The sequence below is a fragment of the Exiguobacterium sp. s70 genome (genome assembly GCF_018618315.1).
GTDB lineage: Bacteria > Bacillota > Bacilli > Exiguobacteriales > Exiguobacteriaceae > Exiguobacterium > Exiguobacterium chiriqhucha.
In genome coordinates, this window is the sequence record NZ_JACSLV010000002.1 from 23,254 (window position 1) to 47,207 (window position 23,954).

Below are 23,954 nucleotides of genomic sequence, written 5' to 3' on the forward strand. Positions count from 1 at the left end.
AGGCAGACAGTTTGGAGAGTATAGTCAAAGTATTCATCATGATCGCCATCGGTGCGACAATCGGGGGAGTGACCAACTTCCTCGCCATCAAAATGTTATTCCGGCCCCATCACCCTAAATATATTGGGAACATGCGCGTCCCGTTCACGCCAGGCTTGATCCCGAAACGGCGCGATGAGTTGGCGACGAGCCTCGGTAAGACCGTCGTCAAACACTTGTTGACGCCGGAAGGGATGCGCAAGCGCCTGCTCGATGAACAGGTCGGCGGTCACATCACGTATTACGTCCAAGGTGAAGTGCGGACGATGCTGCGCTCGGATCAGACGATTCGATCGCTCATCGAACCACTTTATCCGGATGCCGAGACTCGTGTCTTGGCAGAAGCGGACACGAAGCTCCGCCAAGAGCTCCGGCTCGTCCTCGCAGATGTGAAGACGCGTAAACTGTATGAGATTCTCGGTGAAGACGGCATGGACCGCGTCCGGGGCATCATTCCTGAAATCGTCGACGCCTTGCTCGTCAAGTCGGAAGAATATTTCTATTCCGTTGAAGGCGAGGCCCAATTGCGGCACATGGTCGACTCGTTCGTCCAGCGTCGTCTCGGGTTCATTGCCGGGTTCGTCCAAAACTTGAATTTTGTAGAGATGATTCGTCCTGAGATTATCAATATCCTCCGTGGCGGCTCGACACGATCGGGTATGGCTGAAATGATTACACGTGAGTTCGAACGGTTCAGCGAACGGTCGGTCGACACGTTGCTTGACGACCGTCTAGAGGAACGGTTGATTGACGGTGTGACGACGGAAGTCGTCTCGCGCTTGCCGGTCGGGGAGCTGCTCGATCGGACGGTCCACTCGTACACACGGGACATTGAAGACCGCGTCGTCGACGAGCTCGTCCCGGCTGGAGTACGACTCGTCATCACGCGCTTCACGGATCAAATGGAGACAGTCATGGACCGCCTCAAAATCGACCAAATCGTGCAAGAGCAGGTGAGCTCGCTCGATACATCGTACCTCGAAGAGATTGTTCTCTCGATCTCGAAACGAGAGTTCCGGGCAATAACATGGCTTGGCGCCTTGTTAGGTGGTATGATTGGGTTGATTCAAGGGTTGATTGCCATCATTTAAGAGGCACGCCCTAATAGTATTTAGGAGGACGTCACATGTCACAAACAAACTTGTACGATCATGCTTACCAATTGGAAAAAGCACTTCGCGATTCTGAGGAGTTCACAAATCTCTCTTCACTATACGACCGTGTCAATGCGGATGCAGAAGCGAACCAGTTATTCGCTGACTTCCGTGACATCCAAATGACGCTTCAACAGAAGCAGATGCAAGGCGAAGAAATCTCTGAACAAGAGATGATGGACGCGCAAACGAAAATGATGGGCGTTCAACAGAACGAATTGATCATGGAGCTCATGCAAGAAGAGCAACGCATGCATCAACTCGTCACAGAAGTGACGAAAATTATCATGAAGCCACTTGAAGAGCTTTACGCTCCGATGGTCAATGATCACGAAGTTCAATAAGACGAGATACGGATGGCAATCGAGCCATCCGTTTTTTTGTTGCCAAGATTGTCACCCACCTTATGATAACGCTTACATGATGCGTGGTATAGTAAGCTTGTAGAAACTTTCACAAGGAAGGGTGGACGTGATGGTCACCTTGGTGATTTTAACGATCATGATTATCGGGTTTATTGGAGGCTGGCTCCGAGCCGACTTGGTTGCGCTCATCGGTCTCTTGTTGCTCGTCTTGACGAATCAATTGACGCCGGTTGAAGCAATGGCCGGTTTTTCGAATTCGGTCGTGCTCATGATTGCTGGGCTGTTCATTGTGGGGGCCGGCCTATTTCACACAGGTTTGGCCGAACGGTTAGGTGCTGCGCTTATCCCGTTCGCAAAAGGGAGTGAGGTGCGTCTTTTTCTCGTCTTGATGGTCACGGTGACCTTGTTGTCGAGTCTCATGTCGAATACGGGGACGGTCGCCCTATTGATTCCGGTCGTCCTCGCCATGTCGAGACAGATGGGGACGAGTCCTGCCAAACTGTTGATGCCGCTCGCGTTCTTCTCGAGTATCGGCGGGACGATGACGCTGATTGGGACGCCGCCGAACCTGGTGGCGGCTGAGACGTTACGGAACACGTCCGCTGGCACGCTCGGTTTTTTCGCGCTCTTACCGATTGGGCTCGTCATGGCAGTCATCGGCTTATTCTATTTCTATGTTATCGGCAATCGGCTGCTCGGTACGAGCGATGTGCGCGCCGCGACGATTCCACGCTTGGCGGTGCCGCATGTGAGCCTATTCGCCTTATCTCTTTCGAAAGGGCACCCTTTAATCGGGCGGACGCTCCGCGACGTCAATTGGTCACGAGACGGTCTAATCGTCGTCGGCGAACAACAAAAAGGCATGACGCATCGCTTTGTCATGGCACGTGCGGATACGCGTCTGATTGAAGGGCAAGTGTATGTCAGCGGAGCAGAGGCGGATGTCCGGCGAATTGCCGGAAGGGAAGGGGTGACGGTGGAACACGTCGACTTGAAGGCCGTCTACGGGAAAGATAGCGGCGTTGCCGTCTTCACCATCCCAACGGATAGCCCGCTCGTCGGTCGTTGTTTATCGGATAGTCACTTGCGCAACGAATATCGGTTGAACGTGCTTCAAGTCATCCGTCCGAACGAAGAGATTGCCATCACGCGATTGAAAGATGTTCCGCTCGAGCGCGGAGATATGCTCGTTACGCAAGGGGAGTGGAGCGATTTAGAGCGAGCTGGGGACGAGACGTCCCTGTTGCTCGCCAATGAGCGGGTGACCGATGTCGCGAACCGGGCCGTGTCCGAGCGTCATCAGCTGGCAGCGGGTCTCATCATGCTCATGATGGTCACGCTCCTCGTCTTCGAGTGGGTCGACCCGACCGTGGCGGTATGGCTCGCAGCACTGGCCATGGTGCTCACCGGAGCCGTGCGGCATATGGATGTCGCCTATGACTCGATTCAGTGGTCATCGTTGTTATTGATTGCCGCGATGATTCCCGTCGGTCAAGCACTCGACAATGCCGGGATTATGGCCTGGCTCGTCACGTGGATCAGCGACTCGTTCGGTCAAGCCGGACCGGTCTGGGTGCTCGTCGCCATCTTCCTCGCGACGATGGCGCTCAGTCAAATCATCTCGAACACGGCGACGGCCGTCTTGTTCGCACCGCTCGCCGTATCACTCGCCGCGGCACTTCAAGTGAGTCCGGTCCCATTCGTCGTCGCCGTCGCGATTGCGGCATCGCTCGCGTTCATGACCCCGTTCGGTTCGCCGACGAATGCGATGGTGTTCGGAATCGGCGGCTACCGTTTCTTCGATTTCGTCAAAGTCGGCTTGCCGTTGCAAGTGGTGACAGCGGTCATTGCGATTTTCACGATCTTACTCATCTTTCCGTTTTGAAGGACATGTTGATCTATCTGCCGAATATGTAAAAAAATGCTAAATGATGAGGTGGAGAAACGATGTGGAAACGAATCGGAATCATTGTATGTGTCATGCTGCTTGCAGCCTGCTCGAATGAGAGCGAACAGCCGGCACCGACGCTCGGGGCGGATGCCAAAGTGGCCAAGGCGTACTTAGAGGAGCAAGGCTATGACGTCGTCTCTTATGAAGGGGATCGAACGTTAAGCTTTGAGAAGGCGGATTTGCTCGAGGCGCCGGTACGTGATACGTGGGAAGTGCAGACGACGCCTCCGGATGCCTATATCGGACGCGATATTCGGCAAGAGCATTTTATCGTCCGCAACCATCCGCTTGGTCAGGCGAACGTCTTTGTGATGATGGTGGACGGTGAAATCATCGGCGGGACGTCGTTCCCGGATTCGGCCGAGCCGCTCGTCGGCAGTGCGTACTCGCTAGACGGCAAGACGGTGGAAGAGCTGCATCCCGATTACATGGAGTGGCGCAGCGAGTGGGAAGCCAAATATAGCGAATGAACAAGCGCCTCGGGATTCCCGAGGCGCTTCTGTTATGAGGCCGTGCCTTTCAGTTTTCCTGGCAGTTTACAGCGCTCGAAGTAGATCAGTTGGCCGCGACGTGCGATGCGGGCCCCTTTATGGAGGTGCCCGGCTTCCTCGAGCAACGTGAGCCCTTTCGTTTTCGCCTCGTCATCGCTTGCCGCAGTAAATGAATCGTTCAAGACGACCGTGCCGTCGTTCTCGAACGCTGTGATCGTATACTGTTCCATCCGTTCGCCCCCCTTTGCTTCCATTGTACTGAATGACCATTCATTATTCAAGCGAAGGTTTCGTCAGCTCCTCGAACGTGAGCTGACGCGCCGTCTCAGTACGGGGGATCAAATCGGACACCGTCATCCCGATCAAGCGGACCGGTTCAGTGATCGCCATCTCGTCGAACAGGCGGCGGGCGAGCCGTTTAATCTCGTCGTGGTCGTGCGTCGGATGGTTCAGTTTGATTTGGTGGCTCCGGGCCTGGAACTCGCTCGTCTTGATTTTAATCGTCACCGTCTGGCAACTGAGTTCGCGTCGGTCGAGTTGATGGAGCACGTCTTCGATTTCCGGGACGACCCGTTCATACACTTCTTCCGGGTCATCGAGGTCGAACGCGAACGTCGTCTCGGAGCCAATCGATTTTCGTTCCCGCGTCGGGACGACGGGACGGTTATCACGACCGGACGCGAGTTCATATAGTTGGCTCCCGCGGTCGAATCCGAAAATGGCCTTCAGTTGTTCAGGTTGCGCACGCTGTAAATCGGCAATCGTATGGTAGCCGTGCTTGAACAGCGTTTGGGCCGTCACTTTGCCGACCCCGTGCATCGTCGTGATCGGGAGCGGGGCGAGGAACGACTCGACATCGGCTGCTTCGACGACCGTCAGTCCGTTCGGTTTGTTGAATCCTGAGGCGATCTTGGCCACGAACTTCGACGGGGCGACTCCGGCCGAGGCCGTCAGTCCCGTCCGGCGTTTGATTTCCCCGAGGATATAGCGCGCGATATAAGGGCCGGACGTGCTCATGAGTGTGTTCTCGGTCACATCCAAATAGGCCTCGTCGAGCGAGAGCGGTTCGACGAGCGGCGTGATAGACTTGAAAATCGCCATCACTTGTTGGCTGACGTGCCGATAAACGTGAAAGCGCGGTTTGACGAACGTCGCCTGAGGACAGAGCGCAAACGCACGCCGTGACGACATGGCGCTGTGCACCCCGTATTTTCTCGCCTCATACGAACAGGTGGCGACCACACCACGGCTGTGGGGGGCGCCACCGACGATGACAGGCTTATCACGTAAATCAGGACGGTCCCGCTGTTCGACCGAGGCGTAAAACGCGTCCATATCAACGTGGATAATCAATCGTTCCATGTACATCACCTTTCTATGGCAGCTACTTCTTTCAGTATACCGAACTTTTGTTCGTTTTTTTACTATTTTCTCTTTTTCCGTTGTTTTTCTAGACGTTTTTGATTGTGGACTTGATTCGGGAACTGTAAGAGCGAACCAATCCAATTCTTCCGTTTCAACCACGCATAGACCAAGCCTGTGAAGAGCATAATCATCACCCAGGCGAACAGATAACCGAGCGGCCACTTCAGTTCAGGCATCGCTTTGAAGTTCATTCCCCAGATGGCACCGAAGGCGACGACTGGTGTCGTTAACGCCGTGAAGACGGTCAACGCCTTCATAATCTCGTTGCCACGAAAGTTCGACAGCGTCGAGGCGAGGTCGGTTAACGCGATGACATCTTCTTGGTAATGTTCGATCAGTGTCAAGAGACGGTCGACCCGATACGTGGCAAGACGATAGGCTTTCAATTCATCTAAGTCGACATCGAGGAACGCCTCACGTCCGGCCATAAGCAGTTCACGATATGGAACGACGGTGTCGGACCATCGTTCAATCTCGTTGCGGAGTCCGAAAATCTCATTCATAAATTCAGGCGGGACTTGGCCGCTCATCTCGCGCTGGGTCATCATCAAGCGTTCTTCATACTCATCGATGCCATGAAAATAATAGTCCATTTTTTCAGAGAGCAGGTCATAGAACGCCTCGATTGGCGAGTCATACTGCTTCGCGGCCACCGTCTCGCAATACAGCTCATCAAACCCGATTGTCCACAGGAAATCTCGGGTCACGAAATAGTGCCCGATTTTTTGTGGTTCGCGTTCCAACTGTTCATAATCGAGCGTGAGCGATCCGTACATATAATCGCGTTCGACGATGATTTTTGTCACTTTCGCCGTCGTCAATTGTTCGAGCCAATACGTGTACGCTTCCTCATAGTGATTGTCGACATGTACGATTTCTTCTGGTCGTGTATACCAATTCCAATTCATCTTTCATTCCCCCAATATGCTTCTCTCTCAAGTATTCCCGCTTTTCTTAGAAAGTTGGCATCTGACCTGAACTTTCGTTAAGATGTAGGTACTGACAAGAAGAGAGGTGCTTTTTTTGACGACTACTAAAATCGGTCAGCTCAAAGTGGGCGACACGTTGAACCAATATGTGATGATTAAACAATCGTATCGAGGACTCGCCGGAAACGGCAAACCATATTTGACGCTCATCCTATGCGACGAGAGCGGGGAGATTGAGACGAAAGTATGGGACAGTGCCGATACGGAAAAATATGCGACGAAAAAGATTGTCCATGCTTCCGGGGAAGTGATGGACTACCGTGGCCGGACCCAGTTGAAGTTGAAACAAATCTCCATCATCGAAGGTGAGACGGACATCGCGCCATACGTGCGCTCGGCCCCAGTGCCGAAGTCAGAACTCGAGACGGGGATTCGCGGCTATATCGAGGCGATGGAGCACGTAGGGATGAAACAACTCGTGACGGCGCTCGTCGACCGGAACGAGGAAGCGTACTTCACGTATCCGGCAGCGGTGCGCCATCACCATGCGGTCTATTCGGGACTCGCCTTCCACGTCCTGTCGATGCTGAAGCTGGCTGACACGATGTGCGACCTCTATCCGCAATTGAATCGGGACTTGCTCGTCTCGGGCGTCGTGCTCCACGACTTGGCGAAAGTGATCGAGTTATCGGACGCGATCACACCGGAGTATACGCTCGAAGGCAAGCTGCTCGGTCACTTGTCGCTCATGGCATCTGAAATCGAAGTCGTGGCCCGAGAGCTCGGCACCGACCGTGAAGTCGTGACGTTGCTCCAACACCTCGTCCTCAGCCATCACGGGAAACCGGAATGGGGATCGGCGAACGCGCCGCAGCTCCCTGAAGCCGAGATGCTCTTCTTCATCGACAACATCGACGCCCGGATGAACATGTTCGATAAGGCGTTCGAAGGGGTCGAACCTGGTACGTTCACAGAACGGGTCATGGCGCTCGATAACCGGGCGTTCTATAAACCAAAGTTATGAAGGCATATAAAAAGACGTCCCGCGGGACGTCTTTTGTTTATTGCTGCTCTGTCGATTCCTCGGCTGGAGCTTCTTCTGTACCTTCTTCTTCCGCTTTAAGAGCGTCTTTCACAGCATCGAACTGTGTCGATGCTTTCGCATCTTTCACATCGACGTTATATTTCTCGATCAACTCAGCATAGATCTTATTCGCGTCGACAGAAGCGGCTTTTTCAGTTGCCAATGCTTCACGGATGCGATCTTTCTCGTCTTCGAGTTTAAGGTCTTTTTCTTTACGGTCCATGACTTTGATGACGTGGAAGCCGAACTGTGACTGAACCGGGTCAGAAACTTTGCCAACGACGTCTTCTTGGAACGCGTACTCTTCAAATTCAGGGACCATGGCGCCGGCTGAGAAGTAACCGAGGTCGCCACCTTTTTCACCAGAACCTGTGTCTGTCGATTTTTCTTTCGCGATGTCAGCGAAGTCGCCACCGTCGTTCAATTCTTTAATAATCGCTTGGGCTTCTTCTTCTGTCTCGACAAGGATATGGCTCGCCTTGACTTCGACGTTTTCTTTCGCGAACTGTGCTTCGATATCTTCGTCTGTGACTTCAACGAGTTCTGATTTCGCAGCATCGACGAGCATTTGACCGCGGAGCGCTTCTTTGAACTCGTCCGTGTTCGTCATGCCGGCTTGTTGAATCGCTTGCTCAAACTCTTCTTTCGAGTTGAACTGTTCTTCGGTCTTGCTGAACTCTTCGTCGACTTTTTCTTGCTCGACTTTATCGCCGTACTCTTTTTCAAGCAATTCGTTCATCGTTTCTTGGAACGCAAGTTGTGGGACCATGCGGTCGTAGCTCATGTCGGCGATTTCGCCGCGCGTCACTTCGCCGCCTTCAAATGAAACAACTGTAGAGTTGTCAGAAGACCCGCCGCTTGTCGCCGCGTACGTGCCGCCGACACCGATGAGAAGTGCAATCGCTGATGCGCCGACGAGGGCGCCTGTTGAAAACTTCTTATTCTGTTTGTTCGGTTCATTCGTCATTCCGTTTGACATATATTCCACCCCTATAAATCTATAAGTTTCTAAATCCGACTATACCACATTTTGTTAATGATAACAGCTGTTCTCTTGCCTGTGTAGTATCATAGCACAGAAACGTGTCGTATAATGATGAAAGAGAATGTGAAATGATGGGGTGGAGAACGTGTCGTTAGAAGAGAAAATCAATCAATTATCGTTTCAAATGGAACTGTTGCTCGGGGCGGTCGATTGGTCGGAGCGGCCCTTTGAACATGAGGTGCTCAAGGCGAATCTGACACGGCAAGAAGTCGTTGCGTTTTTCGCATTGCTTGATGATATCCGAGAACGACAAAACGAGCAAATGCGCTACGGGCTGTCGTCCGTGGAGCCTTTGCTCGTTCATTTCGTCGGGATGCTTCATCCTCATTTAGAGGCCGAGACGATTCTCGCGGCGTGTGTGCGCCAAGGGATGGCGTTAGACGTCACGGAACCGCTGTATCGGCAGGTCAAGCTTCTTTACTGATCTCGTCGTCCTCAGGGCGACGTCCGGCTTCTTCCGTGATCATCTTCGACGTTTCTGCAAAGATGTCCATGAAGTTGTCGCCATACAAGCGGCGAACGATTGCGGTGATGTCCGTCAAGTCCGGGAATTTCCCGTACAATTCTTGGAGCGGGAGCGAGGCGCGGAAGACGCCGTTCTCTTCCGGATCGAACGCATGAATCGTCTCGAGCAAGAGCGCCTCACCTTCAGGCGTCAATTGGACGTACGTATTTCGTTTGTCCGTCTCCTTTTTCGAGAACGTGAGCAAACCGCGGTCTTCTAACTTCTTCGAGAAGTTGAAGGCCGTCGATACGTGCATAACCCCATATTTGGCGATCTCTGAGATCGAGGCGCCGCCGAGGGCGTGAGCGATCCATAAAATATGGTGCTCGTTTATGTTCAAGTCGAACGGTTTAATCCAATTTTGCCAGTCTTTCTCGACCGTCTTCCACAGTGCCTTACTAAGCTGAATGATTTTATGACTATAGAGCATGGCCTCAGGGCCAGTGAATTCTTTTTCGTGTTCCATGTCGATCCATCCTTTCCGATACAATGTGACTAAAACGACGGGCGATGACGACAGACCGGTCAGTTGGCCTTTTCCGCTTTCGCTTCGGTCGCATCTGACTGTACGTTCGAAAGCTCGTTTAGGTTTCCTTGGATCCGCTCGATTGAAGGCTGAATGTCTTGTTGATAGCGTTCGACTTCGGCTTTCACTTGATCTGTCAATTCTTTTCCTTGTAACTTACCTGCCGCCGCAACTTGCGACGCATCTTTAGCGACTTTTTGGAATTGTTCTTTCAACGTAGTGATTGTAGACGCTCGGTGTTGATTGGCCGCCGCGTCATTCGCCGTTCCACGGGCGAGTTTTTTCACGGTCACAGCTCCTAGAAACGCTACGACAAAGCCGAAAGCAACCCAATCGCGACGATTGTGATTCGACAATACATTCCCCTCCTCGAGCACACTGATACTAGAATACATTCTTTTCATATTATTTTACCAAAAAAGAGAGATTAAAAACCTATATCTTAAATAAAATTTTTCAGAACATTCAATTTTGACCGAAAAATCATTTTATTTTAAACTGTAGGTAAAGGAAGGTGACCTCCAGTGAATATGCAAAAGCGTTGGGTTGATGACATGTTAGACCTGTATAACGCGGCCAAGCGACTGGGAGATGACCCTTGGGCACAGACAATAATGGAAGCACTCGAGGCGGGATATGAAGCGTCGGAACATAATGAACAGACGCGGAAACAAACTTTGCTTGAAAAGCGACTGATTGAAATAGACGCCCGTCTAAATTTGTTAAGAAAAGAATTCGAACAAGCGGAATCTGTCAAATCGCGGCAACAGTTATACGAGCAGGCGATTAAATTACAAGTCGAGCGTGCCCAAATCGAAGAGGAGCGGAAACGCCATCTCGATTCAATCAACTCGTCATGAGGTGCAAGACAAAAAATGGACCGGTCGCTCAACAGGCGGCGGTCCATTTGTTCGTTACAGGTTTGCTTTGATGCCGGCGGCGATCGCCTGCATGTCGTCAGATGAGTACGCGTCTTGATGCGTTTCCCACTTGGCGCCAAACCCGTCCGCCTCGCCGTAGCGCGGCAAGAGGTGGATGTGGAAGTGATAGACGGTCTGTCCGGCAATCGCTTCGGCGTTAGACAACACGTTCATCCCGATGGCACCTGTTTCACGCTGAATCGCGTTCGCGACGGCAGGAACGGCTTGGAAGACGTCACGGGCCACATCGGTCGGCAATTCATAGATGTTACGGGCATGATGTTTCGGAATGACGAGCGTATGCCCTTTCGTGACTTGAGAGATATCGAGGAACGCGACGACGGCGTCATCCTCGTATACCTTATACGACGGGATGTCGTTGTTGACGATTTTACAAAAGATACAGTTGTCCTCAGTGTGCATGCTGACTCCTCCATTCATGAATGACTAATCCATCTCATCATAACATGGAAATTCAGGCGGAAGAACGATTGTCCGGACAGACAATTCACCCTACACTGAAATCAATAGTAAGTAGAGAGAGGAAGGGAACGGATGGCGTATGTACGATCGAAAAAACCGTCACGGCGACGAAACATTTACCTCGGGCTGCTCGTGACGCTCGGGATTGGCCTCGCGGTCGGTGCGTTCTATCAATGGGGATATAAACCAGCTGCCGCCAACGACAAGATTCACGTCCGCTTCAAGGACGCCTTGTTGACCGAAGACGTCAGCTTCTTCCAGGAGAACGTCGAATATGAAGCGGAACCGCTCACGCGAGCCGAAGCACTCCGGTTCATGGGGTGGTTGAATGAAGAAAAGTCGATTCGCGGCGAGGCCATTTCGGAAGTGGCACAGGATCGGTCCGATCGGGCACAAGGCATGGAGACGGACGGGTTGTTCCGGCTCGTTGATACGGGCGAAGGGCGGTTCGGCTTTGCAGATTATCGGATTGAGTTGTTGCCAAAGACGTTGCGGACGTCTGCAGACGTTCCGCTGACGAATATTTGGATCGACGGGGTGCAGGCGGGACGGATTGATGAGGCCGGCACGACGATTGAGATTGTTCGCATGCCGGGCCGCTACGACGTCAAAGCCGTCGCCGTCGTCGATGGAGAAACGGTGACCGAAACCGAGGCCGTGACGTTGACGGAAGATGTGCAACTGGCGTTTGGGTTATTGCCGGACCAGGACGAGACGGTGGCCGGACAATTCGACCTCGAGCGGGCCGAATTGATTGAAATCGAGGTCGAAGCGCAAACCGGTCATTCGATTGAGACGCTTGAGGCACTCATGAACAAACGGGAACAGACAGTCGTCGACGAGATTGGTGAACCGATGGAACGGGGAGACGTCTGGCGCTATGATGGGATGGAACTCCGGTTTGTCGACGGCCGGGTCGATCGCATTGATATCGATTTACAGAAGCGGCCCGACGATCTGCTCGCGCTCTTGGGCGAACCGAATGAAAAAGTCGAGACGGACCTCGGCCTCGAATGGCGCTACGACCGGACGTTGCTCGAGTCGATTTTCACGTTCTTGCGCTTACAGAGCGAGAAACGGTTCATCGAGCGGGATGAAGCCATCTATCTCATTTTGACATGACAAAAAAGGGACCCTCGGCGAGGGTCCCTTTTACGTGAGCCGTAGATTAACGTTTACGGTTCATTGATTTCATAACGAACGATACGATCAAGATCAAGATAATCGCACCGAGAAGTGCTGGGATAATCGCGATGCCGCCAACTGCAGGACCGAAGTCTCCGAAGATGAGGCCACCGAGCCAAGCACCGATGATACCAGCAATGATGTTCCCGATGACGCCACCTGGTACATCCTTACCTAAAATAAGACCTGCTAACCAACCGATAATACCCCCGACGATTAAAGTGATAATCCAACCCATAAAAACATTCTCCTTTCTGTTTTGTCCATTGTTCTCACTAACAATTTTATGGAACAATGGAAGTAATGAATAAGTTTTAAAATGCCTTACAGTTCAGATTATTCCCATGTGACAGCTTTTAAAACATATATCACAAAAAAAAGTTGAAAATGAGGGGTGGAGTTTTCATGTTGCACGTCGACCATTTGAATGGCGGTTATATAGGTAAACAAGTGTTACACGATATTTCGTTTGATGTAAAAAAAGGTGAGCTCGTCGGGCTGATAGGGCTAAACGGAGCCGGAAAATCGACAACGATCAAACATATTTTAGGATTGCTTGATCCGATTTCAGGATCGGTCGAAGTCGATAGTCAAACACTCAGCTCGTCAGAAAAGAATTATCGTAAGAAAATAAGCTATATACCCGAGACCCCTATTTTGTATGACACGCTGACGTTACGTGAACATTTGACGTTGATTGGAAAAGCATATGACATTGATGCGGCAGATTTAACGAACCGGACCGAACGATTGGCAAGAGATATGCGGATGGAGAAGCAACTGGACTGGTTCCCGTCCGTCTTTTCGAAAGGAATGCGTCAAAAAGCGATGATTCTCTGTGCGCTCGTGACGAAGTCACCGCTCCTCATCGTCGATGAACCGTTCGTCGGACTCGATCCACTCGCGATTCGTCAACTGTTGCGATTGTTTGACGAGTATAAGGAAGATTGCGCCATCTTAATGTCGACACACATTTTAGAGACGGCCGAGCGCCACTGCGACCGTTTCGTCTTCTTGCACCAAGGGGCGGTCATCGCGACCGGGACGGCCGCGCAACTGCGCGAGACATACGGTCTGCGTCCGGACGCCACGCTCGATGACATCTATGTCGAGGCGATTGAGGCCGAGGAGCGGAAACGATGAACGTATTCAAACAACGATTTGGCGTCTGGGTGGAAGACGTCGTGAAATACAGTCGCTACGTCGCGAACGGTGGCTTGTTATTCACGCTTTATTTCACGCTCATCTACGGGGCGTTCGTGTATAACCAATTTTTGACGGATTTGGACCCGGCTTTTCCGAGTGAATGGATCGTGGCGCTGATTTGGTTGCTCCTTCCGCTCGGTCATCGTCCCCGAACGTTGATTCAAGAAGCGGATCAAGTCTTCCTATTGCCGCGTCTCGGTGAGATTCAAGCGTTCATGACAGGCATCCGCCTGTTCAATGTCGTCTTTGCCGCCGTCCGCGCCATCCTCGTCATGCTTGTCGTGTTGCCGCTGCTCGTCCGGACGCAAGCGCTCACGTCGGTCGAAGTCGGAGCCATCCTCGCCACGAGTGTACTCATTTCAGCCGCGGGTCGTCTCGCCAAGTTGGAGGGGATTAAATACGTCGTCTTGCCGAGCGCACTCGCCAGCGGCTTCCTCATGCTGTTCAGTGTGCCGTTGTTGACGCCAGTGCCCGCACTCGTCCCGTTTGTCCTGCTCCACGTGCGACGGAATCGGCGCATCCCGCTGCTTGACTGGCTCACGCTCGAAGAAAAGAGCAAAGCCCAGTTCAACCGGGTCGTCAGTTGGTTCGTCGATGTGCCGACGATGCGGGAAGACGTGCGGGAACGGTCGTTCATCGTGAGCCTGCTCGAGCGGTCGGTGTTGAAACAGGCCGATGCCGCCCGATACGTGTACGGGCTCCGGGTCATGCGGTCGAACGATTCGCTCGATCTCGTGTTGCGTCTTTCCGCCGTCGCGCTCGTTGTCATGTGGCTCTCGGGTGGATGGTATGTCGGGTTGGTCGTCCCGCTTTTCGTCGGGTTGACGGCGCTCCAGCTCGTACCATTATTTAAACGGCTCGACACCGTGTCGATGGCGTCGTGGTTGCCAATCACACGTACCGAGCGGCTCGTCGCCTATAAATGGTGGGCGACGCGGCTGTTGTTCGCGCAACTGCTCGCCCTCGGCGTTGCCTCGCTCTTGTTTGGGGCGACGTGGGACGCGCTCGTCGGTCTCGGACTCGCGTACCTGGTCGTCCGATACTACTTGAGTCGATTGACATGAAACAGGGACACCCGCATTGGGTGTCCCTGACTGTTGTCGTTATTTTTTTGGTGACATGACCGATACGCTCGACCCGAGAATTTTCGGGAGACGTGCCGGAGTTTCAGGTTCTGTCTCGACTTCACCGTATGCGGATACACCGTGCTCGGCGATGTCGAGGCCGATATCTTCTTGTTCTTCCGTGACACGAAGACCGATCGTGACGTCGAGGAGTTTCAAGAAGGCGTAGCTACCGCCACCGGCGATGACCATCGCAATCAAGACGCCGAGTGCTTGCACGCCGAGTTGAGTCAAGCCGCCGCCGTAGAAGAGGCCGGCCGAACCGATGCCTGTGATCTCGACCAAGCGAGGCGAGGCGAAGAATCCGAGCGCGAGCGTCCCGATGATTCCCGCGACACCGTGCACCGAGAAGGCGCAGAGCGGATCGTCGATATATTTCGCCATGAGGATGCTCGTACCGTACGTGGCGATCGAAGCGAGGGCACCGATGACGATGGCGGCCCAAGGTTCGACGAAGGCGCAGGCAGCGGTGATGGCGACGAGTGCCCCGAGGACACCGTTGACGATTGTCGGGATGTCGGCCGTTTTCTTGTGAATCATGACGATGGCGAGAGCGCCGAGAGCGCCGGCAGCCGTGGCGAGCATCGTCGTAAGAGCGACGTAACCGAAGAAGCCGTCCGCGACCGACATCGTCGATCCGGCATTGAAACCGAACCAGCAGAGCCAGAGCACGAGTCCACCGACGACCGTCAAGACGTGGTTATGACCGGCGAGTGATTCCGTTTTACGACGTGGTTTTAAGATGATGGTGGCCATAAGGGCAGCCATTCCGCCTTGAAGGTGGACGACAGCCGAACCGGCGAAGTCTTGCATGCCCATCGTCCCGAGAAGTCCACCAGCCCATACAGAGCGGGCGACGATTGGATACAGGATGGCGACGAAGAAGACGCCGAACAAGACGTATGCAGACAGTTTAGCCCGTTCTGCGAACCCGCCCCAGGCGATGGCGAGCGCTACGGCGACGAATGACAACTGGAACAAGAATTTGATGTCGATTGAGACATTGGCCCAATCGAGGCTCGTGAACGATCCGTTCATGAAGAATCCTTCCGTCCCGAACCAGCGGGTCCCGTCCCCGAATGAGAGGCCGAAGCCGACAGCCCAAAAGGCGAGTGCCGCCACAGAGAGGCTGATGATTTGTTTGACTGCGACGTGCCCGGCGTTTTTAGCGCGGAGCGTCCCCGTCTCGAGCAACCCAAATCCAAGTTGCATCGTCAAGACGAGCAAAGCGGCGATGAGTACGAACAGCGTGTCCATATAATATAAGATGTCTTCCATGTTGCGATTCCTCCTTTTTTTCGATTGGTGATTCAAAAGTTGTTTTCAGTGTAAGACGAAAAATTCGACTTGGATTGCAATTTGTCAGATTATCTGACATAGTTTTTTGTGAGGGAGGAGGACGAGCGATGGACTATAAGTCTAAGAAAGTGATTGGAATGGGCGTCATTACTGAATTGACGGGACTTTCGGAACGACAAGTCCGCTATTATGAGTCAAAAGGGCTCGTCTTTCCAGAACGGACAAAAGGCGGGTCACGTAAATATTCTTTCCATGATGTGGAACGATTAATTGATGTGGCCTCGAAGCTTGAAGACGGGTGGCGGATTCAAGACATTAAAGATCGCGAGAAGCGTTTGTCGACGAAACAGCGTGACGATTTGATTCGTGGTCAGCTCAATTCGGCATTCCGCACGTATCCGCCAAAGAAATGACACAAAGAAAACACAATGAAAATGCTTCACATTAGCATTATTCTAATTAATTTCTGTATAATGTTTTTGAGTTCACATACCTATAGAAGAAGAGTGTAGGAGAATTATAGAGGGGAATGACGCGACGTATGAACGATACTATTTTGAAGGCGTTTAAAGGAGAGGCGACAGACTATGTGCCCGTCTGGTACATGCGCCAAGCCGGACGCTACCAACCAGAATATCGTGAGATCAAAAAAACGAGGACATTATTCGAAATCACGCATGATGCCGAATTGTGTGCCTACGTGACAGAGCTCCCGGTAAAACAACTAGGAGTCGACGCGGCCATTCTGTATAAAGATATTATGACGCCACTCCCGTCGATGGGCGTGGATGTGGAAATCAAGAGCGGCATCGGTCCGGTCATTGATAACCCGTACCGGACGATGGAAGACGTGGAACGCTTAAAACCGCTCAACACGGACGACATCTCGTACGTGTTCGAGACGATCCGTTTGCTTCGGGAACGTTTGGAAGTCCCGCTCATCGGCTTCTCGGGTGCGCCGTTCACACTCGCGAGTTATATGATTGAAGGCGGACCATCGAAGAGTTACCATCGGACGAAAGCGCTCATGTACGCTGAGCCGGACGTATGGAACGCACTTATGGAGAAGCTTGGCGACATGGTCATCACGTATGCGACGGCGCAGGCGGAGGCTGGCATCCAAGCGTTCCAGTTGTTCGACTCATGGGTCGGGACGCTTAGCCGCAAAGATTATGTTCGTTATATTAAACCAACGACAGAACGGATCTTCACCGAGTTGCGCAAGCTCGACATTCCGCTCATCATGCACGGTGTTGGAGCGAGCCATCTCGTTGAAGAGTGGCAAGACCAGCCGCTCGACGTCGTCGGACTCGACTGGCGTCTGTCGATTCAAGAAGCGCGCGACCGCGGCATCACGAAAGCAGTCCAAGGTAACCTTGACCCGTCATTCTTGCTGGCTCCGTGGCCGATCATCGAAGCGAAAGTGAAAGAAATCCTCGATGAGGGGATGAAACAACCTGGATACGTCTTCAACTTGGGACATGGGGTGTTCCCGGAAGTCGATCCGTCTGTGCTCGTCAAATTGACAGCATTTATCCATGACTACTCACGTGAAAAAATGGGAGGCAAATCATTATGAAAACCGTCGGATTACTCGTAATGGCTTATGGGACACCGTACAAACCTGAAGATATCGAGCGCTACTATACGCACATTCGTTATGGCCGCAAGCCTTCGCCGGAAGCACTCCAAGACTTGACGGAGCGCTATGAGGCCATCGGTGGCGTGTCGCCGCTCGCGAAAATCACAATCGATCAAGCGGAGACGCTCCGTGACATCTTGAACGAGCGCCACGTGGGCGAAATCGACTTCAAGCTCTATATCGGGCTCAAGCACATCGAACCGTTCGTAGAAGACGCGGTCGCGCAAATGGCGAACGACGGCATCAAAGAAGCGGTCTCGGTCGTATTGGCCCCGCACTACTCGTCATACAGCGTCAAGTCGTACAACGGACGGGCGCATGAAGAAGCCGCGAAATACGGCATCGAGATCCGTTCGGTCGAATCGTGGTACGATGAGCCGAAATTCATCAATTGGTGGGCGGAAGCCATCAAAACGACGTTCGCGAACTTGCCGGTGCCGGCTGAGAAGGCTTGCTTGATCGTCTCGGCGCACAGTCTGCCAGAGAAGATTTTGGCAGGTGGCGACCCGTATCCGGATCAATTGAAAGAAACGGCTGACAAAATCGCCCAAGCGGCGGGCGTACCGAACTATGAGGTTGGTTGGCAGTCGGAAGGCAACACGCCTGACCCGTGGATCGGGCCGGACGTCCAAGATTTGACGGCTGAACTTTATGAAAAGCATGGCTATGAAGCGTTCGTTTACACGCCGGTCGGATTTGTCGCGGATCACCTCGAGGTGCTCTTCGATAACGACGTGGAATGTAAAGTCGTCTGTGACCGCCTCGGCGTTCACTACGCGCGTCCTAACATGCCAAACGCGGAGCGGAGCTTCATTGAAGCCATCGCCGATCGCATGGAAAGCGTGATTGTACATCATGCGTAATGTAACGATTGTCGGTGGTGGGATCACAGGTCTCACCGCCGCTTTTTATGCCGAGCGCTATTTACCGAACGACGTTACGATCAAGCTCGTCGAGACGAGCGGACGGTTAGGCGGAAAAATCGATACGTTTGAAACGGGGGAATTTGCGGTCGAACGAGGGCCCGACTCGTACGTGTTCCGCAAGACAGCGATGACGGATTTGATTCATGACGTCGGTCTCGGTGATGAAATCGTCCGAAACGGGGTCGGTCAAGCGTACGTGCTCCATCATGACGGGCTGCATCCGATTCCGAAACAGACGGTCATGGGCATCCCGCTCGACGTCGATGCGTTCAAGGACACGACACTCTTATCGGACGAAGAACATGCCGCACTCCGGGCGATGCTCTTATCGCCACCGGACGTCGAAGCACCGGAAACGGACGTCTCCCTTGGCTTGTACTTGCGTGAACGGGTCGGGGACCCAATCGTCGACCGGCTGATTGAACCGCTTCTTTCCGGGATTTACGCGGGAGACATCGATCAAATGAGCGCCTTGTCGACGTTCCCACAGTTTATCGAAGGCGAGAAGAAACATGGGAACTTGTATGAAGGGATGCGTCACTTCCGTCCTGAACAACGGGTCGCGGAAGTCGGCGCCAAGAAAGTTGGACAGTTCGCTTCACTCAAGCGAGGCTTGAAGTCGCTCACTGATCGTCTTGCCGAGCGACTAGAGCGCACCGAAATCATCTTGAACTGTTCGGTCGAACAAGTCGAGGAGATTGAAGGCGGCTATCGCCTGCTGACGAATCGAGGCGATATCGAGTCCGACCACCTCATCTTGACGGTCCCGCCTCGGCTCATCCGTCAGTTCTTACCGAAAGTCGACAGTAATTTTCTCGCAGATATGAAACCGCACGCGACAGCGACGTGTTCGCTCGTATTCAAAGAAGACGATATTGAGCTGCCGTTCGTCGGGACGGGCTTCGTCACGAGCCAAGAGGCGGATGTGACGATTACGGCGTGCACGTTCATCGACCAAAAATGGCCGCATGCCGTGCCGGAAGGGTATCACGTCCTGCGCGTCTTTCTCGGACGTCCGGGCGCCGATGAGATTGTCGATGCGTCCGATGAGGAGATTGTCGCGACGGCGTTACGTGACCTTGGCGGCTTGATGACGATTAAAGCAGCACCGCTCGAGACGGTCGTCAGCCGGCTCCGGGACGGGTTGCCACCTTACGCCGTCTTCCATTCCGATCGGGTCCGCGCGTTGCGCGCCGAGATGGGCCGCGTCTATCCAGGCATCTTGCTCGCAGGCATCGCCTATGACGGAATCGGCATGCCAGACTGCATCAAGAGCGTCCATGAACAAATCAAAGCGCTCGCAGAAGAAGGGTAAAGATTCGTGAAGGGAGGTGTCGGATTATTCCGATGGCCTCTCTTTTTGTTATAGTTATAAGCGAAACAGAAAAAGAGGAGTGGATGTTGATGACAACGTACAAATTGTTCGTATCCGATATGGATGGCACGATCCTGCACAACCACACGAAAATTGCACCCGAGACGGCAGAAATCGTCCGTGCGGCAGAAGCACAAGGGATTCGCTTTGCGATTGCGACGGGACGCAATTACTTCAACGCGAAAGAGATTCTCGACGAGGTGGGCCTCACGTGCCCGATCGTCTCTTCGAACGGCGGTCGCGTGCTGACGGAAACGGGTGAAGTGCTACATGAAATCGATTTGACGACAGAAGAGGCGCTCGAAGTCGTGTCGGTGTTGCATCAAGACCACAAATATTCGGACGTCTTCTATGAAATGTATTCAGAGGCGGGCCTCGTCGCGAGCCGACTCGATTTGATTGATGCGACGATGGAGAACTTGAAGCAGAACGGCGATGAGCGGTCGCTCGAGATGTATGAGTTCTTCCAAAAACGTTATTACGTCAACGAGGACGTCCGTCTCGTCGAAGACATCGAAGACTTTATCAAGAATGAGGCCGGACGCGTCTATAAATTCATCGCCTTTTCGAGTCATTTCGAGAAGATGTCCTCACTATGGACGGAAATCGATGAGCGCGTGGAAGGCGTTTACGTCACGTCTTCAGGCAATGACAATATCGAAGTCATGGCGAACGGGGCTGATAAAGGGCACGGCGTCAAAAAATTGGCCGAGCATTTCGGCGTCGATTTATCGGAAGTCGTCGTCATCGGGGACAACTTGAACGATGTCCCGATGTTTGAGGTGGCCGGTAAAGCAATCGCGATGGGCAATAGTCACGAAGACTTGATTGCCATTAGCCACCACGTCACAGAGCGTCATGACGAATACGGCGTCGCGAACGCATTGAAGCGCGTCATGAACGGGGAATGGAAGTAAACAAGTTGTAGCGCCGGGCCGCCGTCTCGTATAATACAATTAACGATTATCCTTAGGAGGAACCTACTGTGAAATTTATTTTCAACCCGGATATCCGGGACCCGAAACTCAACTTGGCGGTCGAGGAGTATATCCTCAAACATTTGAACGTCGAGCATGAGGATTATTTCTTGTTCTATATTAACGGCCCGTCGATCATCATCGGCAAGAACCAGAACACATCAGAAGAAGTTAACTTGAAGTATATCGAAGAGAACGGCATCGACGTCGTCCGTCGTTTGTCAGGCGGCGGTGCTGTCTATCATGATGAGGGCAACTTGAACTTCAGCTTCATCACAAAAGATGACGGCAACTCGTTCAACAACTATAAGAAGTTCACGCAACCGATTGTCGACGCCTTGAAGCAGCTCGGCGTCGAGGCAGAGTTGACGGGACGTAACGATATCCAAGTCGGCGAACGGAAAATCAGCGGGAACGCCCAGTTCACGACGCGCGGCCGTATGTTCAGCCACGGAACACTCATGTTCAACTCGAACATCGAGGAAGTCGTCAACTCGCTCAACGTCTCGGAAGAGAAGATGCGTTCAAAAGGCATCAAGTCGGTCCGTAGCCGTGTCGCTAACATCACGGAGTTCTTAGAAGAAGAGATGGCGATGGAGCACTTTGTCGAGGCGCTGCTTCATTCCATTTATGACGGACAGGAACCAGAACGTTACGTGCTTCGCGATGAGGACTGGGAAATCGTTCAAGATATCTCGAAAGAGCGCTATGCGAACTGGGACTGGAACTTCGGAAAATCGCCGAAGTTTGATGTCGAGTCGAAACGTCGATTCCCGATCGGTACGATCGACGTCCGCTTGAACGTCAACAAGGGCACAATCACGGAAGCGAAAATCTATGGGGACTTCTTCGGTGTCGGGGATATTCATGACGTTGAACAAGCCCTCGTCGGAACGCGGTTCGAACGCGGCGCGATTCGGGAACAATTGTCACAGCTTGACGTCAAACATTACTTCGGCAACGTCGAGCTCGAAGAACTCGTCGATCTCATTAGCTGAAGCGGGTTTTCATGCAGAAGGGCCTCCCTACAGAGGTCCTTCTTTTTGGCGTTTTCGTGACAGGTTGTCTGGACCGTTGCGTGTCGTTCCGGCGAGGCGTATCATAATCAGTGCAAGCGCTTTCGTGAGATGGAGTCAACCAATGGGAGGAAACGATATGTATCGATTTATCACTGAATGGATGGACACGAATTTGATGTGGGTGACGGAGCAACCGACATTTGATCTCGCCGTCCAAGCGATTGGACTTGAACTCGAAGGTCGAGGTATCGTCAATGACACGTTCGCTCGCGTCGTGACGGAGCAAGAGCGGACGATCCCGTCGGGCGTTACCGATGTCGCCGTACCGGTCGCTGTCGTCGATGTACCGCTTCACGTCGCAAAACAAGACGGCATCACCTTGTTGCATCTCAATCAACCGTTTGCGATGCAGACGATTGCGGGAGAGAGTATTCGGGCCGAAGCGATTTTCTTCATCACGGCGACGACGGAAGCGAAACAGTCGGCGCTCCATAAGTTGATGGACGACTTGCTCATGGACGATGAGACGTTACAGGCGCTCGTGCACGTACAGAGCCGGACCGGATTGTATCATTTGCAGACGATGGACTTGAAAGCGTTTTCTTATTGAGGCGTTTCATGTACAATGAAGATAACTGAAAAAGAGCGCGGCTGCCGTGCTCTTTTTTACGGCTCAAAAGTGAATAGTCATTCATTTTCAAAGGGGGATTATCATGGCAAACTTAGTCACGGCACTACAAGGCGTGGTGGCCGCGCATCCGAACAAGGCGGCCTACGTGTTTGGGGAAGACACGGTCAGCTACGGACAGTTCTATGGACAAGTCGAGGCGATGGCGGCGACGCTCGAGCAAAAAGGCATCGGTCAAGGCGACCACGTCGCGCTCGTCCTCGGCAACAGCCCCGCGTTCTTGGTTTCGTATTTCGCGGTGCTCGCCCGAGGTGGGGTCGTCATTCCGATCAACCCTACATACACACCGGACGAGATGGCCTACATCTTGCTCGATGGCGACGTGAAAGCGATTGTCGCGTTGTCGCCGCTCGTCGCGCAAGCGGAAGCCGCACTCACGAAATTACCGCAACTCCGACTCGTCATCTCGGTCCCGTATGCAGACGTACCGGCGTTGAAGCGGGATGGGGACATCGAGTTCTTATCGTTCAGCGAGGCGTTCGCGACGACGAAAGTTGAAGTGGTCGAAGTCGATGAGGAAGAGGTCGCTGTCATCCTGTATACGAGCGGGACGACCGGGAAACCGAAAGGCGCCTTGTTGACACATCTCAACTTGTTCTCGAACGCCCATTCGATCGGGGAGTATTTGGAGATCACGCCGGAAGACAAAGCGCTCGCCGCCTTGCCGATGTTCCACGTCTTCTGTTTGACGGTCATCGTCAACGCACCGCTCCTGCGCGGGGCGACGATTGTCATCTTGCCAAAATTCTCACCGCAGGACGTGTTCGACCTCGTCCCAAAACATCGCGTCAGCATTTTTGCCGGTGTCCCGACGATGTACAACTTCCTGTTGCAGACGGCGATGAAAGTTCCAGCATACGCTTCGGCGCTCAAGCACGTCCGCGTCTTCGTATCCGGTGGAGCGAGTCTGCCGGTACAGTTGCTCGAATCGTTCGAGCAAAAGTTCGAGTGTAAGATTCTCGAAGGATACGGTCTGTCCGAGGCGTCACCGGTCACGTGTTTCAATCCGCTCCACGGCGAGCGGAAAGCCGGATCGATCGGTCCGTCAATCGTCCACGTCGAGAACAAGGTCGTCGACGAACTCGGCGAAGAGGTCGGGATCGACGAGGTCGGTGAACTGATCGTCCGTGGACCGAACGTGATGAAAGGCTATTATAAACTTCCGGAAGAGACGTCGATGACGCTTCGCGACGGGTGGCTCTATACAGGCGACTTGGCGAAACGTGACAAAGACGGTTACTTTTATATCGTCGACCGGAAGAAGGACATGGTCATCGTCGGTGGCTATAACGTCTATCCGCGCGAAGTCGAAGAAGTGCTCTATCAACATCCGGGCATCGTCGAAGCAGCCGTCATCGGGGTACCGGATGCCGAACAAGGGGAAGCGGTCAAAGCGTTCATCGTCACGCGAGACGAACGGGTGACGCTCGACGAGATCCGAGCGTTCGCGGCGACGAAACTGGCGAAGTACAAACAGCCGACGCACATCGAGATCATCGAGGAGCTGCCGCGGAACACGACCGGGAAGATTTTACGGACCGTCTTGAAGAGCGAGCAATTCCAACGCAATTGACGGGAGAGAAGGACGACGAAATC

27 protein-coding genes are annotated in these 23,954 nt (G+C 53.0%); 18 read left to right on the top strand and 9 right to left on the bottom strand.

What is annotated here, in order from left to right; genetic code table 11:
- The first annotated feature begins 38 nt into the window (after nucleotides 1–38).
- The 4 genes from KNP84_RS04800 to KNP84_RS04815 all read left to right on the top strand — a co-directional run bounded on the left by KNP84_RS04800 (nucleotide 39) and on the right by KNP84_RS04815 (nucleotide 3,979).
- A complete protein-coding gene (locus tag KNP84_RS04800; RefSeq protein WP_215114607.1) occupies nucleotides 39–1,130 on the top strand; it encodes a DUF445 family protein in 1,092 nt (363 codons plus the stop codon).
- 35 nt (nucleotides 1,131–1,165) lie between these two features.
- Nucleotides 1,166–1,537: a YlbF/YmcA family competence regulator gene (locus tag KNP84_RS04805; protein ID WP_021066724.1), complete on the top strand. Its 372-nt coding sequence runs from the start codon at nucleotides 1,166–1,168 to the stop codon at nucleotides 1,535–1,537.
- A gap of 130 nt (nucleotides 1,538–1,667) precedes the next feature.
- The gene (locus tag KNP84_RS04810; RefSeq protein WP_251131161.1) at nucleotides 1,668–3,443 is read left to right on the top strand and encodes an SLC13 family permease; all 1,776 of its coding nucleotides are present in this window, start codon (nucleotides 1,668–1,670) and stop codon (nucleotides 3,441–3,443) included.
- 62 nt (nucleotides 3,444–3,505) lie between these two features.
- The gene (locus KNP84_RS04815; RefSeq protein WP_215114411.1) at nucleotides 3,506–3,979 is read left to right on the top strand and encodes a hypothetical protein; all 474 of its coding nucleotides are present in this window, start codon (nucleotides 3,506–3,508) and stop codon (nucleotides 3,977–3,979) included.
- A 32-nt stretch (nucleotides 3,980–4,011) separates the two neighbouring features.
- Here the strand turns inward: KNP84_RS04815 and KNP84_RS04820 are convergent, their stop codons facing one another.
- From KNP84_RS04820 to KNP84_RS04830, 3 genes are all read right to left on the bottom strand, one after another.
- Nucleotides 4,012–4,230 carry a YhzD family protein gene (locus tag KNP84_RS04820; protein WP_021066721.1) on the bottom strand — a complete coding sequence of 73 codons (219 nt, stop codon included), beginning with the start codon at nucleotides 4,228–4,230 and terminating at the stop codon, nucleotides 4,012–4,014.
- Nucleotides 4,231–4,273: 43 nt separating this feature from the next.
- Nucleotides 4,274–5,362: a DNA polymerase IV gene (gene dinB, locus KNP84_RS04825; protein WP_021066720.1), complete on the bottom strand. Its 1,089-nt coding sequence runs from the start codon at nucleotides 5,360–5,362 to the stop codon at nucleotides 4,274–4,276.
- Between the two features lie 62 nt (nucleotides 5,363–5,424).
- The gene (locus KNP84_RS04830; protein ID WP_215114412.1) at nucleotides 5,425–6,333 is read right to left on the bottom strand and encodes a magnesium transporter CorA family protein; all 909 of its coding nucleotides are present in this window, start codon (nucleotides 6,331–6,333) and stop codon (nucleotides 5,425–5,427) included.
- 172 nt (nucleotides 6,334–6,505) lie between these two features.
- Between KNP84_RS04830 and KNP84_RS04835 the strand changes: the two genes are divergently transcribed.
- On the top strand, nucleotides 6,506–7,378 hold the full coding sequence (locus KNP84_RS04835) for an HD domain-containing protein (RefSeq protein WP_052013676.1): 873 nt from the start codon (nucleotides 6,506–6,508) through the stop codon (nucleotides 7,376–7,378).
- A gap of 37 nt (nucleotides 7,379–7,415) precedes the next feature.
- Here the strand turns inward: KNP84_RS04835 and KNP84_RS04840 are convergent, their stop codons facing one another.
- On the bottom strand, nucleotides 7,416–8,417 hold the full coding sequence (locus KNP84_RS04840) for a peptidylprolyl isomerase (protein WP_021066717.1): 1,002 nt from the start codon (nucleotides 8,415–8,417) through the stop codon (nucleotides 7,416–7,418).
- 151 nt (nucleotides 8,418–8,568) lie between these two features.
- Between KNP84_RS04840 and KNP84_RS04845 the strand changes: the two genes are divergently transcribed.
- On the top strand, nucleotides 8,569–8,907 hold the full coding sequence (locus tag KNP84_RS04845; protein WP_021066716.1) for a DUF1878 family protein: 339 nt from the start codon (nucleotides 8,569–8,571) through the stop codon (nucleotides 8,905–8,907).
- Here the strand turns inward: KNP84_RS04845 and KNP84_RS04850 are convergent.
- The gene (locus tag KNP84_RS04850; protein WP_021066715.1) at nucleotides 8,891–9,454 is read right to left on the bottom strand and encodes an HTH-type transcriptional regulator Hpr; all 564 of its coding nucleotides are present in this window, start codon (nucleotides 9,452–9,454) and stop codon (nucleotides 8,891–8,893) included. The genes KNP84_RS04845 and KNP84_RS04850 overlap by 17 nt on opposite strands.
- 59 nt (nucleotides 9,455–9,513) lie before the next feature.
- A complete protein-coding gene (locus KNP84_RS04855; RefSeq protein ID WP_021066714.1) occupies nucleotides 9,514–9,870 on the bottom strand; it encodes a hypothetical protein in 357 nt (118 codons plus the stop codon).
- A gap of 174 nt (nucleotides 9,871–10,044) precedes the next feature.
- Here KNP84_RS04855 and KNP84_RS04860 point away from each other — a divergent pair, with 174 nt between their 5' ends.
- On the top strand, nucleotides 10,045–10,374 hold the full coding sequence (locus KNP84_RS04860; RefSeq protein ID WP_235045179.1) for a hypothetical protein: 330 nt from the start codon (nucleotides 10,045–10,047) through the stop codon (nucleotides 10,372–10,374).
- A gap of 54 nt (nucleotides 10,375–10,428) precedes the next feature.
- Here KNP84_RS04860 and KNP84_RS04865 read toward each other — a convergent pair whose 3' ends face one another.
- Complete coding sequence (locus KNP84_RS04865) at nucleotides 10,429–10,857, bottom strand: HIT family protein (RefSeq protein ID WP_021066712.1); 429 nt, start codon at nucleotides 10,855–10,857, stop codon at nucleotides 10,429–10,431.
- A gap of 132 nt (nucleotides 10,858–10,989) precedes the next feature.
- On the opposite strand from KNP84_RS04865, the gene KNP84_RS04870 reads away from it, so the two are divergent.
- Complete coding sequence (locus tag KNP84_RS04870; protein WP_215114413.1) at nucleotides 10,990–12,039, top strand: hypothetical protein; 1,050 nt, start codon at nucleotides 10,990–10,992, stop codon at nucleotides 12,037–12,039.
- Nucleotides 12,040–12,085: 46 nt separating this feature from the next.
- On the opposite strand, the gene KNP84_RS04875 is transcribed toward KNP84_RS04870, so the two are convergent.
- Nucleotides 12,086–12,340 carry a GlsB/YeaQ/YmgE family stress response membrane protein gene (locus KNP84_RS04875; RefSeq protein WP_021066710.1) on the bottom strand — a complete coding sequence of 85 codons (255 nt, stop codon included), beginning with the start codon at nucleotides 12,338–12,340 and terminating at the stop codon, nucleotides 12,086–12,088.
- Nucleotides 12,341–12,507: 167 nt separating this feature from the next.
- Between KNP84_RS04875 and KNP84_RS04880 the strand changes: the two genes are divergently transcribed.
- Together KNP84_RS04880 and KNP84_RS04885 are read left to right on the top strand one after the other, a co-directional pair.
- Nucleotides 12,508–13,245, top strand: a complete 738-nt coding sequence (locus KNP84_RS04880) for an ABC transporter ATP-binding protein (protein WP_029595973.1) — start codon at nucleotides 12,508–12,510, stop codon at nucleotides 13,243–13,245.
- A complete protein-coding gene (locus tag KNP84_RS04885) occupies nucleotides 13,242–14,372 on the top strand; it encodes an ABC transporter permease (protein WP_215114414.1) in 1,131 nt (376 codons plus the stop codon). Before KNP84_RS04880 ends, KNP84_RS04885 begins: the two co-directional genes overlap by 4 nt.
- 39 nt (nucleotides 14,373–14,411) lie before the next feature.
- On the opposite strand, the gene KNP84_RS04890 is transcribed toward KNP84_RS04885, so the two are convergent.
- The gene (locus tag KNP84_RS04890) at nucleotides 14,412–15,710 is read right to left on the bottom strand and encodes an ammonium transporter (protein ID WP_021066707.1); all 1,299 of its coding nucleotides are present in this window, start codon (nucleotides 15,708–15,710) and stop codon (nucleotides 14,412–14,414) included.
- 128 nt (nucleotides 15,711–15,838) lie between these two features.
- Between KNP84_RS04890 and KNP84_RS04895 the strand changes: the two genes are divergently transcribed.
- From KNP84_RS04895 to KNP84_RS04930, 8 genes are all read left to right on the top strand, one after another.
- A complete protein-coding gene (locus KNP84_RS04895; RefSeq protein WP_021066706.1) occupies nucleotides 15,839–16,144 on the top strand; it encodes a MerR family transcriptional regulator in 306 nt (101 codons plus the stop codon).
- A gap of 116 nt (nucleotides 16,145–16,260) precedes the next feature.
- Nucleotides 16,261–17,310: a uroporphyrinogen decarboxylase gene (gene hemE, locus KNP84_RS04900; protein ID WP_021066705.1), complete on the top strand. Its 1,050-nt coding sequence runs from the start codon at nucleotides 16,261–16,263 to the stop codon at nucleotides 17,308–17,310.
- Entirely contained in the window at nucleotides 17,307–18,236 is a 930-nt protein-coding gene (gene hemH / locus KNP84_RS04905) for a ferrochelatase (protein WP_021066704.1), read from the top strand. Before hemE ends, hemH begins: the two co-directional genes overlap by 4 nt.
- Nucleotides 18,229–19,614, top strand: a complete 1,386-nt coding sequence (hemG, locus tag KNP84_RS04910) for a protoporphyrinogen oxidase (RefSeq protein ID WP_215114415.1) — start codon at nucleotides 18,229–18,231, stop codon at nucleotides 19,612–19,614. The genes hemH and hemG overlap by 8 nt, the downstream gene beginning before the upstream one ends.
- An 89-nt stretch (nucleotides 19,615–19,703) precedes the next feature.
- Nucleotides 19,704–20,591: a Cof-type HAD-IIB family hydrolase gene (locus tag KNP84_RS04915; RefSeq protein WP_241764605.1), complete on the top strand. Its 888-nt coding sequence runs from the start codon at nucleotides 19,704–19,706 to the stop codon at nucleotides 20,589–20,591.
- A 68-nt stretch (nucleotides 20,592–20,659) separates the two neighbouring features.
- Nucleotides 20,660–21,649, top strand: coding sequence for a lipoate--protein ligase (gene lplA / locus KNP84_RS04920; RefSeq protein WP_021066701.1), 990 nt, complete (start codon nucleotides 20,660–20,662; stop codon nucleotides 21,647–21,649).
- A gap of 157 nt (nucleotides 21,650–21,806) precedes the next feature.
- Nucleotides 21,807–22,280, top strand: a complete 474-nt coding sequence (locus KNP84_RS04925; RefSeq protein WP_131472251.1) for a PTS sugar transporter subunit IIA — start codon at nucleotides 21,807–21,809, stop codon at nucleotides 22,278–22,280.
- A 103-nt stretch (nucleotides 22,281–22,383) separates the two neighbouring features.
- Entirely contained in the window at nucleotides 22,384–23,931 is a 1,548-nt protein-coding gene (locus KNP84_RS04930; RefSeq protein ID WP_215114416.1) for a long-chain-fatty-acid--CoA ligase, read from the top strand.
- The last annotated feature ends 23 nt before the right edge of the window (nucleotides 23,932–23,954 follow it).

Coding starts and splice junctions, on each gene's coding strand:
- KNP84_RS04815 (WP_215114411.1), top strand. CDS start 3,506: ATGTGGAAACGAATCGGAATCATTGTATGTGTCATGCTGCTTGCAGCC.
- KNP84_RS04875 (WP_021066710.1), bottom strand. CDS start 12,340: ATGGGTTGGATTATCACTTTAATCGTCGGGGGTATTATCGGTTGGTTA.
- KNP84_RS04830 (WP_215114412.1), bottom strand. CDS start 6,333: ATGAATTGGAATTGGTATACACGACCAGAAGAAATCGTACATGTCGAC.
- KNP84_RS04895 (WP_021066706.1), top strand. CDS start 15,839: ATGGACTATAAGTCTAAGAAAGTGATTGGAATGGGCGTCATTACTGAA.
- KNP84_RS04880 (WP_029595973.1), top strand. CDS start 12,508: ATGTTGCACGTCGACCATTTGAATGGCGGTTATATAGGTAAACAAGTG.
- KNP84_RS04840 (WP_021066717.1), bottom strand. CDS start 8,417: ATGTCAAACGGAATGACGAATGAACCGAACAAACAGAATAAGAAGTTT.
- KNP84_RS04925 (WP_131472251.1), top strand. CDS start 21,807: ATGTATCGATTTATCACTGAATGGATGGACACGAATTTGATGTGGGTG.
- KNP84_RS04865 (WP_021066712.1), bottom strand. CDS start 10,857: ATGCACACTGAGGACAACTGTATCTTTTGTAAAATCGTCAACAACGAC.
- KNP84_RS04800 (WP_215114607.1), top strand. CDS start 39: ATGATCGCCATCGGTGCGACAATCGGGGGAGTGACCAACTTCCTCGCC.
- KNP84_RS04805 (WP_021066724.1), top strand. CDS start 1,166: ATGTCACAAACAAACTTGTACGATCATGCTTACCAATTGGAAAAAGCA.
- KNP84_RS04820 (WP_021066721.1), bottom strand. CDS start 4,230: ATGGAACAGTATACGATCACAGCGTTCGAGAACGACGGCACGGTCGTC.
- KNP84_RS04860 (WP_235045179.1), top strand. CDS start 10,045: ATGCAAAAGCGTTGGGTTGATGACATGTTAGACCTGTATAACGCGGCC.
- KNP84_RS04850 (WP_021066715.1), bottom strand. CDS start 9,454: ATGGAACACGAAAAAGAATTCACTGGCCCTGAGGCCATGCTCTATAGT.
- hemG (WP_215114415.1), top strand. CDS start 18,229: ATGCGTAATGTAACGATTGTCGGTGGTGGGATCACAGGTCTCACCGCC.
- hemH (WP_021066704.1), top strand. CDS start 17,307: ATGAAAACCGTCGGATTACTCGTAATGGCTTATGGGACACCGTACAAA.
- KNP84_RS04870 (WP_215114413.1), top strand. CDS start 10,990: ATGGCGTATGTACGATCGAAAAAACCGTCACGGCGACGAAACATTTAC.
- dinB (WP_021066720.1), bottom strand. CDS start 5,362: ATGGAACGATTGATTATCCACGTTGATATGGACGCGTTTTACGCCTCG.
- KNP84_RS04915 (WP_241764605.1), top strand. CDS start 19,704: ATGACAACGTACAAATTGTTCGTATCCGATATGGATGGCACGATCCTG.
- KNP84_RS04890 (WP_021066707.1), bottom strand. CDS start 15,710: ATGGAAGACATCTTATATTATATGGACACGCTGTTCGTACTCATCGCC.
- KNP84_RS04835 (WP_052013676.1), top strand. CDS start 6,506: ATGATTAAACAATCGTATCGAGGACTCGCCGGAAACGGCAAACCATAT.
- KNP84_RS04810 (WP_251131161.1), top strand. CDS start 1,668: ATGGTCACCTTGGTGATTTTAACGATCATGATTATCGGGTTTATTGGA.
- hemE (WP_021066705.1), top strand. CDS start 16,261: ATGACGCGACGTATGAACGATACTATTTTGAAGGCGTTTAAAGGAGAG.
- KNP84_RS04885 (WP_215114414.1), top strand. CDS start 13,242: ATGAACGTATTCAAACAACGATTTGGCGTCTGGGTGGAAGACGTCGTG.
- KNP84_RS04930 (WP_215114416.1), top strand. CDS start 22,384: ATGGCAAACTTAGTCACGGCACTACAAGGCGTGGTGGCCGCGCATCCG.